14 protein-coding genes and 2 pseudogenes are annotated in these 17,676 nt (G+C 71.0%); 5 read left to right on the forward strand and 11 right to left on the reverse strand.

The features are described 5' to 3' along the window. Nucleotides 1-46: 46 nt before the first annotated feature. From ACFVV1_RS31015 to ACFVV1_RS31040, 6 genes and pseudogenes are all read right to left on the reverse strand, one after another. Nucleotides 47-442, reverse strand: coding sequence for a DUF4440 domain-containing protein (locus ACFVV1_RS31015; RefSeq protein ID WP_389995994.1), 396 nt, complete (start codon nt 440-442; stop codon nt 47-49). After that, nucleotides 439-999, reverse strand: a complete 561-nt coding sequence (locus ACFVV1_RS31020; RefSeq protein ID WP_389995996.1) for a DUF1697 domain-containing protein — start codon at nt 997-999, stop codon at nt 439-441. The genes ACFVV1_RS31015 and ACFVV1_RS31020 overlap by 4 nt, the downstream gene beginning before the upstream one ends. A gap of 123 nt (nt 1,000-1,122) precedes the next feature. Further along, nucleotides 1,123-1,272 (reverse strand): annotated as a pseudogene (locus ACFVV1_RS31025) (S8 family peptidase); the annotation flags it as partial. A 549-nt stretch (nt 1,273-1,821) separates the two neighbouring features. Further along, complete coding sequence (locus tag ACFVV1_RS31030) at nt 1,822-3,120, reverse strand: ABC transporter substrate-binding protein (RefSeq protein ID WP_389995998.1); 1,299 nt, start codon at nt 3,118-3,120, stop codon at nt 1,822-1,824. Beyond that, the gene (locus ACFVV1_RS31035) at nt 3,120-3,959 is read right to left on the reverse strand and encodes a carbohydrate ABC transporter permease (RefSeq protein WP_389996001.1); all 840 of its coding nucleotides are present in this window, start codon (nt 3,957-3,959) and stop codon (nt 3,120-3,122) included. Before ACFVV1_RS31035 ends, ACFVV1_RS31030 begins: the two co-directional genes overlap by 1 nt. After that, nucleotides 3,956-4,906 (reverse strand): carbohydrate ABC transporter permease, encoded by a 951-nt coding sequence (locus ACFVV1_RS31040; protein WP_389996004.1) that lies wholly within the window; start codon nt 4,904-4,906, stop codon nt 3,956-3,958. The genes ACFVV1_RS31035 and ACFVV1_RS31040 overlap by 4 nt, the downstream gene beginning before the upstream one ends. Nucleotides 4,907-5,031: 125 nt before the next feature. Here ACFVV1_RS31040 and ACFVV1_RS31045 point away from each other — a divergent pair, with 125 nt between their 5' ends. Then, complete coding sequence (locus tag ACFVV1_RS31045) at nt 5,032-5,898, forward strand: phosphotransferase enzyme family protein (RefSeq protein WP_389996007.1); 867 nt, start codon at nt 5,032-5,034, stop codon at nt 5,896-5,898. Between the two features lie 238 nt (nt 5,899-6,136). Here ACFVV1_RS31045 and ACFVV1_RS31050 read toward each other — a convergent pair whose 3' ends face one another. Together ACFVV1_RS31050 and ACFVV1_RS31055 are read right to left on the reverse strand one after the other, a co-directional pair. Further along, nucleotides 6,137-6,865 carry a 3'-5' exonuclease gene (locus ACFVV1_RS31050; protein WP_389996010.1) on the reverse strand — a complete coding sequence of 243 codons (729 nt, stop codon included), beginning with the start codon at nt 6,863-6,865 and terminating at the stop codon, nt 6,137-6,139. A gap of 148 nt (nt 6,866-7,013) precedes the next feature. Beyond that, on the reverse strand, nt 7,014-8,246 hold the full coding sequence (locus ACFVV1_RS31055) for an SAV2148 family HEPN domain-containing protein (RefSeq protein WP_389996013.1): 1,233 nt from the start codon (nt 8,244-8,246) through the stop codon (nt 7,014-7,016). A gap of 357 nt (nt 8,247-8,603) precedes the next feature. Between ACFVV1_RS31055 and glgX the strand changes: the two genes are divergently transcribed. Both glgX and treY read left to right on the forward strand, forming a co-directional pair. Then, nucleotides 8,604-10,778 (forward strand): glycogen debranching protein GlgX, encoded by a 2,175-nt coding sequence (gene glgX / locus ACFVV1_RS31060; protein ID WP_389996015.1) that lies wholly within the window; start codon nt 8,604-8,606, stop codon nt 10,776-10,778. Between the two features lie 134 nt (nt 10,779-10,912). Continuing rightward, on the forward strand, nt 10,913-13,309 hold the full coding sequence (treY, locus tag ACFVV1_RS31065; protein ID WP_389996018.1) for a malto-oligosyltrehalose synthase: 2,397 nt from the start codon (nt 10,913-10,915) through the stop codon (nt 13,307-13,309). On the opposite strand, the gene ACFVV1_RS31070 is transcribed toward treY, so the two are convergent. After that, nucleotides 13,269-14,510: a cytochrome P450 gene (locus ACFVV1_RS31070; RefSeq protein WP_389996044.1), complete on the reverse strand. Its 1,242-nt coding sequence runs from the start codon at nt 14,508-14,510 to the stop codon at nt 13,269-13,271. The two genes, treY and ACFVV1_RS31070, sit on opposite strands and share 41 nt — an antisense overlap. A 293-nt stretch (nt 14,511-14,803) precedes the next feature. On the opposite strand from ACFVV1_RS31070, the pseudogene ACFVV1_RS31075 reads away from it, so the two are divergent. Further along, nucleotides 14,804-15,450: pseudogene (locus ACFVV1_RS31075) on the forward strand (FAD-dependent oxidoreductase); the annotation flags it as partial. Nucleotides 15,451-15,475: 25 nt separating this feature from the next. On the opposite strand, the gene ACFVV1_RS31080 reads toward ACFVV1_RS31075, so the two are convergent. Both ACFVV1_RS31080 and ACFVV1_RS31085 read right to left on the reverse strand, forming a co-directional pair. Next, complete coding sequence (locus ACFVV1_RS31080) at nt 15,476-16,045, reverse strand: FHA domain-containing protein (RefSeq protein WP_389996020.1); 570 nt, start codon at nt 16,043-16,045, stop codon at nt 15,476-15,478. A 157-nt stretch (nt 16,046-16,202) separates the two neighbouring features. Next, the gene (locus ACFVV1_RS31085) at nt 16,203-17,042 is read right to left on the reverse strand and encodes an alpha/beta fold hydrolase (RefSeq protein ID WP_389996023.1); all 840 of its coding nucleotides are present in this window, start codon (nt 17,040-17,042) and stop codon (nt 16,203-16,205) included. Nucleotides 17,043-17,559: 517 nt separating this feature from the next. Here ACFVV1_RS31085 and ACFVV1_RS31090 point away from each other — a divergent pair. Further along, nucleotides 17,560-17,676 (forward strand): helix-turn-helix domain-containing protein (locus ACFVV1_RS31090; protein ID WP_389996047.1); only part of this gene is annotated, 117 nt, incomplete at its 3' end.

Below are 17,676 nucleotides of genomic sequence, written 5' to 3' on the forward strand. Positions count from 1 at the left end.
CCGGTGGACGGCGCGGGCGCAGCGCGTCGCCCGTCGCTGAGCGGGCTCAGCCCTCGTCGTCCGGACCGGTGTTCGGGGCCTGGTCGAACAAGGTGGCCTGGTGGAAGTAGAGCAACCAGCCCGCGCCGGTCAGCCGCCACAGCGAACTGCGGTGGGCGAAGCTCCCCTTCGCCTCGGTGTCGTAGGTGACATGGACGAGTTGGCCGTGCAGCTGGACTCCGCGCATCCGGGACGCGGTGAGCGGACCGGGATGCGGGGCGTCGTCCCCGGTGAGCGAGGCGATCATCGTGTCGCGGTCCCAGACCCGGCCGGTGGAGTCGATCTCACGGTACTCGGGGTGCAGCACCTGGGAGAGGAGTTCGGCGGAGGCTCGTACCGACGGGTCCAGGAGGCGGAGCTCGCCCTCGAAGGCCGCGGCCACTCCGGGGGACGGTTCGCTCATGTGCGGGCTCCGTCGTGTGCGGTCATCTCCACGAGCTTGACCACGGTGTTCCAGTTGCGTGAGGTGGCCGTGACGCCCCTGGTGAGGGTGGGCCGGGACAGTGCGTCGGCGAGTTTGGAACGGCCCAGTCCGTCGGGGGCGTAGAGGTAGAGCGCGCGGTCGCCGAGCCGGAACTCCTCGGGGAGGTAGGCCGCGGGGTCGATCCGGGCGAAGCGTTCGGCGTCGACGGGTTGTCCGTAGTAGGTGATGTGCAGTTGTCTGCCTTCGAGTTCGGCGGCCGGGAAGGGGCAGGCCGCCGCAACTGCCGCGAGGTAGGCGCCGTCCCGGACCAGGCAGGGGACGGGAAAGCCGAACCGTTTCTCGATGGTCCGCTCCAGTTCGGCGGCGAGTGCGTTCTCGTCGTCCGACGGGCTGCTGAAGACGGCGTTGCCGCTCTGCAGGTGGGTGCGGACGTCGCCGTGGCCCAGTTCGGTGAGCAGTGTGCGGAGTTCGGCCATCGGAACCTTCTTGTGACCGCTCACATTGATTCCGCGCAACAGCGCCGCGTACATCGTCATGGGCACACCATAGGACGATCGCTTCACGCGGTGCGGCCGCCGCGCCCCGTGGGGGAGGGCGCGGCGGCCGCCGATTCCGTCGCGCCGGGCGTCCGCTGCCCGGTCACGTCTGCGCGGGGTCGGTTACTCGACGACCTTCAGCAGCTTGTTCGGTGTGCCCTCCGTCGCGTCGGAGATCGCGTCGGGGGTGGCACCGTCGGTCAGGGCCGTGGCGACCTCTTCCGGGGTGGCGTCCGGGTGTCCGGAGAGGTAGAAGGCGGCGGCACCGAGAATTGCCATGAAGAGGGGTCTCCTCGTCATTCTTTGTGGGGGGATTGACCCCCGGCCGGAATATCTCCGGGGGCTGGCTCGAAACCCTCGCTGATTGACGCGCTCAGATCAAGACCTTCATGGGGCTGTGACTTATTCAACAAGGCTTCGTAATAAGAAACCGGCCAGCCGCGCCCACGTCGGACGCCGCCCTCGCAACACCCGTCCCGCGTAAGGGGCTCGCCGCTGCCGCAACGATGACCGGCACCCTTCGCAGGCGGGAAGAGGGAACGGGGCGGCGCCCCCGGGCGGTCGACGAGACGGCTTGATTCCACCCCCGCCCGTCACACGTGCAGTTCGGCCCCGATGAGGTGGGCGGCGGTCGGCCCGGAGGTTCGGCCCGGGAGAGGGCGGCCCGCTTCGTGCCGCCCTCTCCCGCCATCCGTTCCCGTACGACCGCGGCCCTCATCGCCACCTCGGGGTCGTCCACCGGGCCGGGCACAGCCGCGCACAGCGACTCGGGGGCACTTCGGCCATCGGGGGTGGCGGGCGGCGCTCTCCTTCCGGGGCGTCTCAGCGCTGATAGCGGGCCAGCACCCGGTTCCCGTCGTCCACCAGACGTTTTCTCAGCTCCGCCGCCCCGATCGCCCCGCTGTAGTACTCCTGGAGTGCGGGTGTGGCGACCTTGTCCTTCCATTCCGGGTAACCGCGGACCGCCTGGGCGGGCGCCGGCCGGAGCCCCTTCGCGACCGCGACACCGGTCGACCAGCCGTCCTTGTCGGTGTGCAGGGCCGGGTCCGCCAGGGCCGCTGTGCCGGTCGGGAGCATCCAGTCCCCCTTGGCGAGGCGCACCATGTTCTGCGGCCGCAGCAGGAAGTCGATGAACTGCGCGGCCTCCTTCTTGTGCGGGCTGGCCTCCGAGACGGAGAGGGTCTGCGGGCTCACCCCCTGGGCGGGTCCCCCGCTGCCGACGGGGGCGGGCAGCACCGTCCACTCGAAGCCCTCGGGGGCCTGCTCGACAATTTGCTGGCGGTACGAGAAGCCGAGCGGAACCATCGCGTACTTGCCGCCGAAGAATCCCGGCAGGGTGTCGGAGCCGCCCATGCCGAGCGTGGTGCGTGCGGCGCTGTGGTCGGTGTTCACCTGGTCGCGAATGGTGCCGGGGACGACCTGGTCGCCCTCGCCCGCGCGGATGGTCACCTTGCCGTCGGCGCCGCGGTGGAAGAGCCGGCCACCGGCGGAGAGCCCGAGGTTGAGGGTGACGGAGACCGGCTCCTTGAGCGGCCAGGCGACGCCGTATCTCCCCTTGCCCGTCAGCTCCTTGGTGACCTGCCGGAATTCGGTCCAGCTCCAGGGGCTGTCGGGGGTGGGGATACGGACCCCCGACTCCTCGAGGATCCCGGTGTTGGCGATCAGTACGCGGGGCTCCTGGAGGAACGGCACTCCGTAGACGCCGTCGCCGAAGGTGGTGGTCTGCCAGCTCTGCTGCGGGATGTCGGCGGTCAGCCGGTCCGGGAGGAGCGTGCGCAGATCGGCGAGGTAGCCGCCGTACGCGAAGTCGGCGAGGTCGTCGGAGGCGTCATGGATGACGTCCGGTGCCTCGTCGCCCTCGAAGGAGGTGAGCAGCTGGTCGTGGACGGTGTCCCAGCTGCCCTGGACATATGTGACATGGATGTCGGGGTGGGTCGCGTTCCACTCCTTCACCAGTTGCTTGTTCGCGTCGACGGACTCCTTCTGCCAGGCCAGCGACTGGAAGCTGAGCTCGGTCCGCCTGTCGTCGCCCCTGCTGTCGTCCGTCCCCGCGCAGCCGGTGAGCAGCAGAGCCAGCGCGGTGGTCACGGCGGCGGCCGTCGTCCGTACCCGTGCGCGCATCAGCTCTTCACCGCCCCGGCCAGCATGGAACCGGTGATCCGCCGCTGGATGAGCGCGAAGACGACCAGCGAGGGAAGGGTCGCGAGGAACGCGGCGGCGGCGAGCGGTCCGAGATCGGCCGTGCCCTCCGCGCCGAGGAAGTGGGTCAGTACGACCGGCAAGGTCTGCTTCTCCGGTGTCTTGAGCAGGACGAGCGCGAAGAAGAACTCGTTCCATGCGGTGATGAACGCGAAGAGCGCCGTGGCGACGATGCCGGGGGCCAGCAGCGGCGCGGTGACCGAGACGAGCGTGCGGAGCCGGCCCGCGCCGTCGACCGAGGCGGCCTCTTCGAGCTCGGCGGGCACGGCCCGTACGTATCCGGTCAGCATCCACAGCGCGAAGGGCAGTGCCCAGACCACGTACACCATGGCCAGCCCCCACAGGGTGTTGATCAGATGGAGGTTCTTGAGGATCAGGAAGAGCGGAATGATCAGCAGGACGAACGGGAACGCCTGGCTGACCACGACCCAGCCGGTGGTGGCACTCGAAAGCCTGGAGCGGTGGCGGGCCGTCACATACGCCATGGGCGTGGCGACGAGTACCGCGACGACGGCGGCGCAGAGGGCGACGATCAGCGAATTGGCGGCGGCCTGGAGCAGCGGCTGTTCGTCGAACGCCGCGCGGAAGTTGTCGAGCGTCGGATGTTCCGGGATCCAGGTCGGGTGCAGGGAGCCCAGTTCGCGCGCCGGTTTGAAGGCGGTGGAGATCAGCCACAGGAACGGGAACGCCAGAAAGACGAGATAGCCGAGCAGTGCGACGTACTGTCCGGCACGTGCGGATCTGCTGGTAAGCGGGCTCACCGGTCCTCGCCTCCCCTGAGCCGGCCGACGAGATACCCGGCGAGGATCACGGAGATCACCGCGACCATCACACATCCCATCGCCGCGGCGTAGCCGAACTGTCCATAACGGAATGCCTCTTCGTAGGCGAAGAGCATCGGCAGCCGGGTACGGCCGCCGGGTCCGCCGTTGGTCAGTACGTAGACCAGGGCGAACGAGTTGAAGTTCCAGATGAAGTTGAGCGCGGTGATGGAGAGCGCGACGGGTCTGAGCGCGGGCCAGGTGACGGTACGGAAGCGGCGCCAGGCGCCCGCTCCGTCCAGCGCGGCGGCCTCGTGGAGTTCGTGCGGGGTGTTCTGCAGTCCGGCCAGCAGGGCGACGGTGGTCTGCGGCATGCCGGCCCAGACGCCCACGACGATCACGGCGGGCAGGGCGGTGGCGAGTCCGGTGAGCCAGGCCCGGCCGTCCCCGAGGCCGAGATCGCGGATGGTCTCGTTGAGGACCCCCGCGTCCGGGTTGTAGACGAGCCGCCACATGATGCCGACGACCACCTCGGGCATCGCCCACGGAATGATCGCCAGCGCCCGCGCCAGCCAGCGCATCCGCAGATTCTGGTTGAGCAGCAGGGCGAGGCCGAGCGCCAGCACGAACTGCGGGACCGTGACGCCGACCGCCCACAGGAGACCGATCCGGAAGGACTCCCAGAAGAGGGTGTCGTGGAGCAGGTCCTGGAAATTCAGCCCGCCCACCCACTGGGTGGAGCGGGTGCGGCCGGACTGCGCGTCGGTGAAAGCCAGCGCGATGCCGTAGAGGAGCGGGCCGACGCTGAGAATGAGGATCGGGATCAGCGCGGGCAGCACCAGGAACCAGGAGCCGGCGCTCCGGTTGACCGGCCGGTGCTGCTTGTCGTGCGGGCTGCCGGGCGGGCCGTGTGTCCCGGATTTTACGGTCGCACTCGCTAATGTCATAAATTCGCCCCCTTGCGTCATTCGATCGGTTTCATACCGTTCTGGCCGCTCAGGTGGCCCTCGTCATCGTGCTGACGGGCCATCGGTTCGTCAAGCGGGCCTGCACGGATGCGAAAATCGGAGCCATGAACGAGAAGCGTGCGCGCGAGGTGCTGACCGCTGCCGGACTGTCCGGCGGTGCGGAGCTGCTCGCGCTGGGTGAGAACGCGGTGTTTGCCGTGGGCGACCTGGTGGTCAAGGTCGGCCGGGACGCCGTGCGGAACCCGGAACTGCGGGACCGGGCCGAGCGCGAGGTGGCCGTAGCCGAGTGGCTGGCCGCCTCGGGGGTCCCCGCCGTGCGGGCCGCCGAGCCCCGGGCGCGGCTGGTGGAGGGCCACCCGGTGACGCTCTGGCACCGGCTGCCCGATGCCGTACGCCCAGCGGATCCGCAGGATCTGGCGCGGCTGCTCACCCTGGTCCACGCGCTGCCCGCACCGGACGGGTTCACCCTTCCGCGCCGTGAACTGCTGGGCGGGGTCGAGCGCTGGCTGCGGCTCGCGGGCGACGCGGTCGACCCGGCCGACGCCGACTATCTGCGTGAGCGCCGTGACGGCTTCGCGACGGCCGCGGCCGCGCTGGTCCCTCATCTGCCGCCGGGTCCGATCCATGGCGATGCCCTCCCCCGTAATGTCCACGTCGGCCCGGACGGGCCGGTGCTGGTCGATCTGGAGACCTTCTCCGCCGATCTGCGTGAGCACGACCTGGTGGTGCTCACGCTGTCCCGGGACCGGTACGGACTGGCGGCCGAGGCGTACGACGCCTTCACCGCCGCGTACGGCTGGGACGTCCGCGAATGGGACGGCTGCGCGGTGCTGCGCGGGGCGCGGGAGACGGCCAGTTGCGCCTGGGTGTCCCAGCACGCGCCGACCAACCCGAAGGCACTCGCGGAGTTCCGCCGCCGGGTGGCATCGCTGCGCGACGGCGACGCGACGGTGCGGTGGTATCCGTTCTAGGACGCGGATACCCCGGTGCGGAGCGCGGGTGACCGGGGCCGTCCGGGGCCGTTGCGCCGCCCTCAAGCGCCGGACGGGCTCGGGGTGTCCATCAAGCGCCGGACGGACTCGGGGGGGGTGCCCTCAAGGGCCGGACGGGCTCAGAAGATGTCCTCGAGCACCGTGCGTGCTTGACGTTCCCGCGCCGGACCGGCTCGGCTTTCGTGCGTGCCGGACCGGCTCGGGGCCGGCTGCGTCCTCAGCCGGTCACCGGGGCCGGCTCGCGCAGGGGCCAGTGGCCGTCGATCACCGCGTCCGCCGTGCCCTTACGGCGCAGGAACTGCTGGAAGTCGGCCGCCCATTGCGCGTACCACTCCACCTGGCGCTCGTGCAGTTCGGCGGCGGTCAGCGCGGCCACCGAGCCGTGCCGCTCGGCTATCGCGTACGCCACCCGGACCGCGGCCAGCGCGTCCGCCCCCGCGTCGTGGGCTCCGCCGTGCACCACGCCGTACTCGACGCAGACCGCTTCGAGAGTGCGCTTGCCCTTGCGGTAGCGGTCGACGGCCCGGTCGATGGTGTACGGGTCGATGACCGGCCCGATCCCGGCCCCGTCGAGCCGGTCGCTCAGCGACGGCAGCCCGTGCCGCCGCAATTCCGCCGTCAGCAGCGTCAGATCGAAGGCCGCGTTGTACGCGACGACCGGCACGCCGCGGCGCCAGTACTCCGTGAGCGTCCCGGCGATCTCGTCGGCCACCTCGCGCACCGGCCGGCCCTCCGCCGCCGCCCGCTCGCTGCTGATGCCGTGGATCGCCGAGGCCTGCGCGGGGATCCGGATGCCCGGATCCGCCAGCCAGGTGTCCTGCCGCACCGGCTCCCCGTCCCTGCCGCCGACGCCGACGACCGCGGCTGTCACGATCCTGGCCTCCAGCGGTTCCGTGCCCGTCGTCTCCAGGTCGAAGCCGACCAGCGCCTCCCGGTGCCAGCTCATCCCGTACCTCCTTCGTGGTGCTCTCCCCCAGGTGATGACCACCCTCGCATGCACCACTGACAACGGACGGACAGCCCCTCAGGAACAGCTCTCAGGAGCAACGACCGAGGAACGGTTCCTCAGGGACGCCCCCTCAGGAAACAACCCCTCAGGAGACCGGCCGGGAGTCCGCCCACACGGACTCGAATTCCTCGCGGTACGTCTCGAACAGCCCGTGCTCGTTCTCCTGCCCCGCCCGGACCACCGCCCGCCCGCCGCCCCGCAGCACCAGAACGGGCGCCTCCATGCCGCGTGCGCGCCGCAGATACGTCTGGACGACCCCGACCGCGTCCGTCCCGTCGCCGTCCACCAGATAGGCCGTGAAGCGCGGCGTCTCGTCGAAGACATGGATCTCGAACGCGCCCGGATCGCGGAGCTTGGAGCGGACCCGGCGCATATGGAGGATGTTCATCTCCACCGACCGGCTCAGTTCGCCCTTCTTGAGGCCCAGCTCCCGCTCACGGCGCTTGACGGCGCTGCTCGCCGGGTTGATGAAGAGGAGCCGGACCCGGCAGCCCGACTCGGCGAGCCGGATCAGCCGGCGGCCGGAGAAGTTCTGCACCAGCAGATTGAGTCCTATGCCGATCGCGTCGAGGCGGCGCGAACCGCCGAAGAGGTCCTCGGCGGGCAGCTGGCGCTGGAGCCGCACCCGGTCGGAGTGGACGGAGACCACATCCGCGTACCGGTCGCCGACCAGCTCCTCGACGGCGTCGACCGGCAGCCGGTCGGACGAGGGAACCGCCGCCCCGCTGCCCAGGATCTCCAGGAGCCGGGCCGAGGCGCGCTCGGCCTGGGCGAGGACCGCCTCGTTCAGGGCCCGGTTGCGGGAGACCACATTGCGGGCGACCTCCAGCTCGTCGAGCGCCAGCTCGACCTCGCGCCGGTCGTCGAAGTACGCCTCGAAACACGGCCAGTGCTGAACCATCAGCTCGCGCAGCTGCGGCAGAGTGAGGAAGCTCAGCACGTTGTCGTCGGCCGGGTCCAGCAGATAGCCCTTGCGACGGGAGACCTCGCGTACGGCGACGGCGCGCTGCACCCACTCCTGCCCGGCGGGTCCGGCAGCGGCCACCACCCAGTCCTCGCCGTGGACCGGCTCGTAGATGGGCCGGAGCACCGCGGCGACCACGGCGCGCAGCCGCTGCTCCACGAGATTCAGCCAGATGTAGGCACGCCCGGCCCGCTGGGCGCGCGTACGCACCTCGCTCCAGGCGTCCGCTCCCCAGTCCAGTTCCGCGCCGATCTCCATGGGCCGCGCAAGTGAGACCGCCCCGGGCGGGGCATCGGTGGATTCCCCCTCGTGACCTGCGTCACCTGGAGGCAGCTCGAACCCTCCCGAGCTCACCCGCGCACCGCCTTCCACTCCCCCACCAACGATCAAGGAAGGGTACTCCGCGAGCGGGATCCGGTGCAGCAGGATGCGCAGGCTGCTTCGTCAACTCCCCTGTGACATAGGCACGTTCCCGGGTGCGAGATCTGCCGTAGTGAGCGGATTCATAGTGATTGGGCACCTCGTCCGGGGCCCTGCACGGGGCCGACGACCGGCTCAGGACCCCGGATTCCCGTTCCGGGCGACACGGAGAGGCCCGATGTTGACCGGACCGCGCGACGTCCTAGGTAGCCGCACCACTTTCGGGGAAGATCTGGCTCGAGCAGCCCGCAAGCCCCAGACACCCGGATCAGAAGTGGAAGAGTCGAACCTATGCAGGTCTGGCCGGGACAGGCGTATCCCCTCGGTGCCACGTACGACGGCGCCGGGACCAACTTCGCGGTCTTCTCGGAGGCCGCCCACCGAATCGAGTTGTGCCTGCTGCACGACGACGGTTCCGAGACGGCGGTGGAGCTCAGGGAGACCGACGCGTTTGTCCGCCATGCCTATCTGCCCGGGGTGATGCCCGGTCAGCGGTACGGATTCAGGGTGCACGGCCCGTACGAACCGGAGCGCGGCATCCGCTGCAATTCGGCCAAACTGCTGCTCGACCCGTATGCCCGGGCCCTCGCGGGGCAGATCCGGTGGGGCGAGGCGGTGTACGGCTATCCGTTCGGCCGGCCCGACGCGCGCAATGATCTCGACTCGGCCCCCCACACCATGACCTCGGTCGTGGTCAACCCGTACTTCGACTGGGGCGACGACCGGCGGCCCCGTACGGACTACCACCGCACCGTGATCTACGAGGCCCATGTGAAGGGCCTGACGATGCTCCATCCGGCGCTGCCGAAGGAGCTGCGCGGCACGTACGCAGGACTGGCCCATCCGGAGGTGATCGCCCACCTGACGGAACTGGGTGTCACGGCGATCGAATTGATGCCGGTGCACCAGTTCGTCAAGGACCACCGGCTGGCGGACGCGGGGCTGGCCAATTACTGGGGTTACAACACCATCGGTTTCTTCGCCCCGCACAACGCGTACGCGTCCTGGGGCGACCGCGGTGAGCAGGTGCTGGAGTTCAAGCAGGCCGTACGGGCGCTGCATCAGGCGGGCATCGAAGTGATCCTCGACGTGGTCTACAACCACACCGCGGAGGGCAACCACCTGGGTCCGACGCTCTCCTTCCGGGGCCTGGACAACGCCTCGTACTACCGGCTCGCGGACGACCAGCGGTACTACATGGACACCACGGGGACCGGGAACTCCCTGCTGATGCGGTCGCCGCACGTGCTCCAGCTGATCATGGACTCCTTGCGGTACTGGGTCACGGACATGCACGTGGACGGGTTCCGCTTCGATCTGGCGGCCACCCTGGCCCGGCAGTTCCACGAGGTGGACCGGCTGTCGTCGTTCTTCGACCTGGTGCAGCAGGACCCGGTGGTCAGCCAGGTGAAACTGATCGCCGAACCGTGGGACGTGGGCGAGGGCGGCTATCAGGTGGGGAACTTCCCGCCGCTGTGGACGGAGTGGAACGGCAAGTACCGGGACACCGTGCGGGACCTGTGGCGGGGCGAGCCGAGGACCCTCGCCGAGTTCGCCGGGCGGCTGACCGGGTCGTCGGACCTGTACCAGGACGACGGACGGCGGCCGCTCGCCTCGATCAACTTCACCACCTGCCACGACGGGTTCACCCTGCACGACCTGGTCTCGTACAACGACAAGCACAACGAGGCGAACGGCGAGGGCAACCGGGACGGCGAGAGCCACAACCGGTCCTGGAACTGCGGCGCGGAGGGCGAGACGGATCAGCCTGAGGTGCTGGAGCTGCGGATGCGGCAGATGCGGAATTTCATCGCCACGCTGATGCTGTCGCAGGGCGTGCCGATGCTGAGCCACGGCGACGAGTTCGCGCGCACCCAGCGGGGCAACAACAACGCGTACTGCCAGGACAGCGAGTTGTCGTGGGTGCACTGGCCCGACCCGGCCGGGGCCGCGGCTGACGACGCGGACGACGAGGACGGGGACGCTCCCGCCGAGGGGGACGGTCTGGGCAGCAGCCTGCTGGAGTTCACCCGGGCGATGGTCTGGCTCCGCCGCGACCATCCGGTCTTCCGGCGCCGCCGGTTCTTCCACGGGCGGCCGGTCGAGGGCACGCACGACGAGCTCTCGGACATCGCGTGGTTCACGCCCGGGGGCCGCGAGATGACGCAGCGGGACTGGCAGGCCGCGCACGCCAAGGCGCTGACGGTCTTTCTCAACGGCCACGCGATCTCGGAGCCGGGGCCGCGTGGCGAGCGGATCTCCGACGACTCGTTCCTGCTGATGTTCAACGCGAGCGCCGAGACGCTGGAATTCTCCGTTCCGGTGAATCACGGCCGGCAGTGGCTGGTGGTGGTCGACACGGCCCGCCCCGCCGGGGTCCTGCCCGGTTCGGGGCCGAAGGTGTCGGCCGGCGAACAGGTGACGCTGGTCGGACGGAGCCTGGCGGTGTTGCAGCGGCCCGCGTAGGTCCCGGCCGACGGCCGACGGCACCGCCGGTCGAGACCCGCGTACGTCCCGGCCGGCGGCCGACGGCACCGCCGGTCGAGCCCTTTGCCGCGTTCCGTGACACAGAAGGCCGCAGTCTGGGTACGTAACGGCGCATGACGCCCACCGCCACCTACCGGCTCCAGCTCCAGCCGGACTTCCCGTTCTCGGCCGCCGGACAGGCCGTGCCGTATCTCGCCGCGCTCGGCGTCTCCCATCTGCATCTGTCCCCGGTCCTCGAAGCCGTGCCCGGCTCCAGACACGGGTACGACGTCGTCGACCACGGCCGGGTGCGCGCCGAACTCGGCGGGGAGGAGGGGCTGCGGGAGCTGGCCCGTACGGCGCGTGAGTACGGGCTCGGGCTGATCGTGGACCTCGTGCCGAACCACATGGCCGCCGTGCCCCGCCTCAACCACGCGCTGTGGGAGGTGCTGCGCGAGGGCTCCGGGTCCCCGTACGCCCGCTGGTTCGACATCGACTGGGCGGCGGGCGGTGGCAAGGTGCTGTTGCCGGTGCTCGCCGGGCCGATCGGCGTCGAGCTCGACAGGCTCCGGGTCGACGGGGAGGTGCTGCGCCACGGCGAGCAGGAGTTCCCGCTCCGGACCGGCACCGCCCACCTGCCGATGTCCGAGCTGCTGGATGCCCAGCACTACCGGCTCGGCTGGTGGCGGCTGGCCCGTACGGAGCTGAACTACCGTCGGTTCTTCACCATCTCCGACCTCATCGGAGTGCGGGTGGAGGATCCCGAGGTCTTCGCCGCCACCCACGGCAAGATCCTCGAACTGGTCCGGGACGGGGTCGTCGACGGTCTGCGCATCGACCACCCCGACGGGCTCGCCGATCCCGCGGCCTACCTGGAGCGGCTCTCGGCGGCGACCGGCGGGCGGTGGACGGTGGTGGAGAAGATCCTCACGGGTGCCGAACCGCTGCCCCCGGACTGGGCGGTCGCCGGGACGACCGGGTACGACGCGCTGCACCGGATCGACGGCCTCTTCGTCGATCCGATGGGCGCGGCGGAGCTGATCGGCCGCTACCGGGAGTACTCGGGGCCGGCCGGGGACCGCGGCGGTGACTGGACGGCGACCGTGCGGCGGGCCGCGTACCGGGTGGTGACGCATGAGCTGGCCGCCGAGACCGCGCTGCTGACCCGGCTCGCCGTACGCCTCTGCGCCGAGGACCCGGCACTGCGGGACCACGCCCCGTGGGCGCTGCACACCGCCGTGCGCGAACTGCTCGTACGCGTACCCGTCTACCGCCCCTACGTGACGGCCGGCGGCCCCTGCACGGAGACGGCCCGGGCGGCGCTCCCGGACGGGGTCGTGCGGGACGCGAAGGCGGCGTTCTCCGTTCCGGAGGAGGCGTCGGCCGTCGATGTGGTGTGGGAGCTGGCGCTGGGGCGGCTGGGCGAGGGGCCCGACCGGGCCGCGTTCTGCGCCCGGTTCGCCCAGACCGCGTCGGCGCTCCGCGCGAAGTCGGTCGAGGACACGGCGTTCTACCGGTACGTGCCGCTGATCTCGGCGAACGAGGTGGGCGGCGATCCCGGGCATCCGGCGGTGACGCCGGAGGAGTTCCACGCGTTCTGCGCCCGGCTGGCGCGCGACTGGCCTGCCACGGGCACGGCGCTGACCACCCACGACACCAAGCGGAGCGCCGATGTACGGGCCCGGATCGCGGTGCTGACCGAGTGCCCGGAGCAGTGGTCCTGGCTGCTGGTGGAGCTGGCACGGCTGACTCCCGCGGCCGCGCCCGACGCACAGCTGGCCTGGCAGGCCTGGCAGACGGCGTACGGCTGCGCGAGGCTGCCGACCCGCGAGATGGCGGGGCGGCTGGAGCCCGCGCTGCTGAAGGCGGTCCGCGAGGCGGGGCTCTTCACCAGCTGGACCGAGCCGGATCCGGCGTACGAGCGGGCGGTGACGGACTTCGTCGCGGCGGGGCCGGCGGCGGGCAACGGTCCGGTGCGGGAGGCGCTGGAGCGGTTCGCGGGCACGCTCGACCGGTACGTACGGGCCAATGTGCTCGGTGCGGCGCTGGTGCAGCTGACGATGCCGGGTGTGCCGGATCTGTATCAGGGCACGGAACGGGAGTACGTGGCGCTGGTCGACCCGGACAACCGTCGGCCGTTCCGCCACCCGCCCGAGGACGGACCTGCCAGCGAGAAGGGCGCGCTCACGGCGGTCGCGTTGCGGCTGCGGCGCGAACGGCCCGAGGTGTTCGGCGAGTCCGGGACGTACACCCCGCTGAGCGCGCATGGCCCGGCGGCCGCGCACTGTCTGGCCTTCTGCCGTTCGGGCGAGGTGGTCACGGCGGTGACCAGGCTGTCGTTGCGGCTGGCGGAGTCGGGCGGCTGGCGCGGGACGGAGCTGACGCTGCCGGACGACGGACCGTGGACCGATCTGCTGGCAGCCGGCCGGAAGTTCACCGGGGCCACGGTCGCGGCGGTCGACCTGTTCGCCGAACGGCCGGTGGCGCTGCTCAGCCGGGTCGGACGAGAAGGGCCCGCGGCCCGCGGGTGAGCAGCCCGGTGCCGGCCGGGCGGAAGCCGTCCGCCCAGCGGAGCCGGGGCATCGCGTCGAGCAGGGCGCGCAGGCCCTGCCGGGCCTCCAGCCGGCCGAGCACCACGGCGGGGCAGCCGGCCGGTCCGGTGAGGGAACGGCCCTGGTCGCGGCGGAAGGGGTCGAAGAGGTCGGCGGCGGCGAACCGTGCCGGATCGCGGCTCGCCGAGCCGATCAGACAGGCGACGGGCGCCCCGGCGGGCAGCGTGCCTCCGCTGAGGGTGACCTCGGTGACGGTGCGGCGCAGCACGACCTGGACGGGCGGGTCGCGGCGCAGCGACTCCGTCCAGGCCCGGTCGGCCAGGGCGGGTTCGATGCGCAGGGCCGCCAGCAGATCGGGGGCGTCCAGGAGGTTGGCGAGGAAGGAGGCGAGGGCGGTCTCGCGGAGTCCGGTGTGCCGGGTGCAGGGTGAGGCGGCGGTGCCTTCCGGTCCGGTGCGGGGCAGCCCGGTCGCGTACGGGCGGTCGGGCACGCCGGCTGCGGAACCGGCGGGGAGCCAGCGGCAGAACTCCGTGACAAGATCGGCCTGTTGGCGGCCCGCGATACGGCGAGCCAGCACGTAGGCGGTCCGCTCGATCCGCTCAGCCATGTGACGTGGTATTGGTCCGGGGTCAGCCATGTCACGTGGTACTGGTCTGCCATCTGCCATGTCACCTGGCACTGATTCACCATCTGACAGGTCACGTGGCATTGACCCGTGATCCGACTTGTCATGTGACACCGGTCCACGAGCCGACATGCCACATGACACTGATCCGGTCGGCATCGGTCCGGCCTCGGTCCTGCGCCGGCCGCGGGGCGTGCAGAGAGCGGTGCCGTGGCAGAGCCCGAGGGGTGCGGGGCCGCCGCGTGGCGCACCGTCGTACGGGAACCCGGTGAAACGGGGGTCGGTGAGGGTCGTGGCCACATCCGTGTAACGGCTGACCAGCCAGGCGCCCAGGGGCGCGTCGTAGCTGAGCGGGTATTCCTCGCGCAGGATGCGGTAGAGCCGGTACGGGTCGTGCGCGGCGCCGGGTGCGAGCAGGCTGGGGCCGGTGCCGGGGCGGGGGCCGCGCGCCGTCCGGCCTGGGCGGGGGCCCGGTGCAGACGCGGCGCGCGCGGGTGCCGGGCGTCGTGTGCCGGGCGGAACTTCGCGGACACGGGCCGGGTCCGGCGGGGATATGCCGTCGGGCGCGTCGGCCTGCATCGGTACCCCCTGGGCGTCGGGGCGCCGGTGTGCGGCGCGGTTCCTCCACCAGGGGAGCACCGACGGTGGCGTCGCGCATTCGGTGTACGGCCGTCCGAGTGATGGCGGCGCGCCCGGACGGGCCGTATCTCAGTCCGCGGGCGCTTGGGGGCAGAAAGGCCCGGAGACACCGAGCAGCTCCGTGAACGCAGCGGCGGCCCCGGTGAGCTCGACGCGGGAGACGACGAGGTTGTGGCGACCGTACGCGCCTCGCGCGGCGAGACCCGCACGGTGCGGGCCGCACGGTGCGGGCCGAGCGGCTGCTCGTCGCGGTGGGGCGTGCACCGGTGACGGACGGGCTCGGTCTCGCGGCGGCGGGTCTTGCCGCCGACGACCGCGGTCATGTGGCGCCCGCCGACTGGTCCCGTCTCGAAACGTCCGTGCCGGGCCTTCACGTGGTGGGCGATCTGCTGCCCCCGCCGCCCCTGGTCTGGCTCACGCGTCCTTCGCCGAGGGGCTGCCGGCCGCCGAGGCACTGGCTGGTCTCCGCTCACCGGCGGTGGACTACGCGGCCGTCCCCCGGGTCACGTACTCGTCCCGGCAGACCGCGGCGGTGGGCTTGACCGAGGCTCAGGCCCGTGACGCCGGGCACGATGCCGCGGTCAACACCATGCCGCTGACCGCCGTGGCCAAGGGCATGGTCCACGGACAGGGCGGCATGGTGAAGGTGGTCGCCGAGCGGGGTGGCCGGGTGCTCGGGGTGCATCTCGTCGGCCCGCATGTCTCCGAGATGATCGCCGAGAGCCAGCTGATCGTCGGATGGGACGCCGAACCCGCCGATGTTGCGCTTCACATCCACGCCCGTCCGACGCTCTCCGAGGCCGTCGGCGAGGCCTTCCTCACTCTCGCCGGACGCGGTCTCCACCAGCAGGCCTGATCCGGACGAATGGCCCTGGGGCCGGCTATCGGGGAGGGGGTCCGACGACGGGCGCGGAGAGCCGGAAGCTCATGCGGCCGAAGCTCACCTGGTCCCCCTCGCGGACCGGGACCGTGCCGATGACCCGTTGCCCGTTGACGCAGGTGCCGTTGGTCGAGCCGAGGTCGCGCAGCAGCCATCGGCCGCCCTGCGCGGTGAGTTCCGCGTGGAGCCGGGAGACGGTCTCGTGGTTGAGCCGCAGGCCGTTGCCCGGGTCGCGGCCGATCAGCAGGGGGTACGGGCTGGGGGCGGGGAGCAGGAGCTTCGGGAGCCGCTCGGTCTGCCAGACCCGGCGTATCCGGCCGGGAAAGCCGGACACCCCGCTCACGACCCGGAGTACCCGCCGCGACCAGCGGCCTTCGCTCTCCAGGTCGGCGGTGAGCGCCGCCAGCTCCTCCGATCGCTGGGCGGTGAGGGCCAGTTCCATGCGCCGCATGAAGGTGTCGTGGGACAGCTTGCCCTGTGCCGCGCCGTCTCTGAGCACGCCGAGAACACGGTCGCGCTGAGCGTCCGACAGCCGCGCGGGGTACGTGTGGAACTCGAAGGGGGACGTCACACGGTCAATTGTCGGGCCGACCGCCCCGGAGTGTCCAGAAGAACCGGGCTTTCTGGCCTCCTGACCTGCGCGGAACAACGGCACGGGAATTCCGGGGCGGCTGCCGGGCACGTCCTGAGCGGCGGATCTGCATGCGTTGTGCGCACGCCGGCGTGGTTCACGGCTTGCTGTCGAGGAAGTTCCGCAGGTGGGCGGTGAGGACGGTGGGCTGGTCCTCAGGGATGAGCGTGTAGCTGTCGGCGATCTCGACGAGCTCGGCCTGCGGCAGCAGCTCGGCCAGGCGGCGGCCGTGGGAGGGGGGCATCACGCGGTCCTCGGCGGCCCAGGCGACAAGGGCGGGGCGGTCGAAGGTGCGAAGCGCCTCGGACCAGGCGAGCAGCTCGGCCTTCGGCGGGGTGCTGAGGACGTATTTGCGCAGGTCGCGGCGTACCTCGGCGGAGCTGACCACGGGCCGGAACCAGGCATCCATGATCTCGGGCGGCACCGGCCGCTTGGTCATCCAGCCCCAGGTCACCGGGAGTCGGCGCATGGGCCTCAGACGGAGCAGGTTGAAGGCCAGGGCCAGGCCGCCGGGCAGCCTGGCGGAGGTGACCAGGTTACTGCCGGGCAGGCCGGGCGGGTAGTTGTCGAAGGCCTCGCAGGAGGTGATGACGAGCCGGCCGATGCGGGCCGTGCGGCCGTCGGCTACAAGGCTCTGTGCGCCGCCCCAGTCGTTGAGCACCAGCGTGACATCGCTCAGGTCGAGCCGTTCGAGGAACTCGTCCACCAGCCGGGCGACGCCGAGGATCGACAGGTCGGCGTCCGGGTGCATCGGCCGGCGGTGGCCGCCGAGCGGGAGGGTGGGGACGACGCAGCGGAAGTCGTCGCGGAGCCCGGCGACGACGTGGCGCCAGAGCGAACCGTCCATGGCGACGCCGTGCAGCAGGACGACCACGGGGCCGTCACCGCCGGAGTCCTGGTAGTCGATGGTTCCCGCCGAGAGTTCCAACTCGGGCATGAAGGCCCCCTCTTACGCTTGTGACGATGGACCAGCCGTGCCAAACGCGTAGTGCTGCGGTGCTGAGTGAGGCCCAACACCCCAGCACCATAACGCACCTGGTTGGTCGCTCGGGTCTGCCGTAAATTCACGTCCCCCGGCAGGGAGAGGCCGCAGCACCGGAGGCCGACAGCGTCCCTGAGGTCAGGAAGAAGGTCACGGCGTAGGTGAAGCATCCGGTGCGGACGGGCCTGCAGGAGGTCTCGCAGCCGCTGTTTGTAAGCACCTTAGAACGGCTCGGCGGCCAGACACTTCAGGACTTCGACGAACTCGCTCGGCCGCGGCTGGGTGTCGACCGTTGTGAAGGCGTGGGGTACGTGACGTCGGTTCATCGGATTCCTCCGTGGATACTCCGCCCTTCAGGGCGGAGAGGAAACGGACTCCTGCGGAGCAGGGCAAGGAGCGGAGTTCCGCCCCCAGGGCGAAAGGCCGTGCTGTGACCCGCAGATTTGATCTTAACTCGCAGCATCACTAGTTTGTGAGCGTGACCACGAGGCGTGTGAAGCGGGCGTTCAAGTACCGCTTCTATCCGACTGATGCGCAGGCAGCCGAGCTGTCGCGCACGTTCGGTTGCGTGCGGAAGGTCTACAACCTG

Source organism: Streptomyces sp. NPDC058092 (assembly GCF_042884935.1).
Classification (GTDB): domain Bacteria; phylum Actinomycetota; class Actinomycetes; order Streptomycetales; family Streptomycetaceae; genus Streptomyces.

Bases quoted from the DNA above. Each gene is read 5' to 3' on its own strand.
- ACFVV1_RS31015 (WP_389995994.1), bottom strand. From the start codon at position 442: ATGAGCGAACCGTCCCCCGGAGTGGCCGCGGCCTTCGAGGGCGAGCTC.
- ACFVV1_RS31030 (WP_389995998.1), bottom strand. From the start codon at position 3,120: ATGCGCGCACGGGTACGGACGACGGCCGCCGCCGTGACCACCGCGCTG.
- ACFVV1_RS31040 (WP_389996004.1), bottom strand. From the start codon at position 4,906: ATGACATTAGCGAGTGCGACCGTAAAATCCGGGACACACGGCCCGCCC.
- treY (WP_389996018.1), top strand. From the start codon at position 10,913: ATGACGCCCACCGCCACCTACCGGCTCCAGCTCCAGCCGGACTTCCCG.
- ACFVV1_RS31045 (WP_389996007.1), top strand. From the start codon at position 5,032: ATGAACGAGAAGCGTGCGCGCGAGGTGCTGACCGCTGCCGGACTGTCC.
- ACFVV1_RS31085 (WP_389996023.1), bottom strand. From the start codon at position 17,042: ATGCCCGAGTTGGAACTCTCGGCGGGAACCATCGACTACCAGGACTCC.
- ACFVV1_RS31050 (WP_389996010.1), bottom strand. From the start codon at position 6,865: ATGAGCTGGCACCGGGAGGCGCTGGTCGGCTTCGACCTGGAGACGACG.
- ACFVV1_RS31020 (WP_389995996.1), bottom strand. From the start codon at position 999: ATGACGATGTACGCGGCGCTGTTGCGCGGAATCAATGTGAGCGGTCAC.
- glgX (WP_389996015.1), top strand. From the start codon at position 8,604: ATGCAGGTCTGGCCGGGACAGGCGTATCCCCTCGGTGCCACGTACGAC.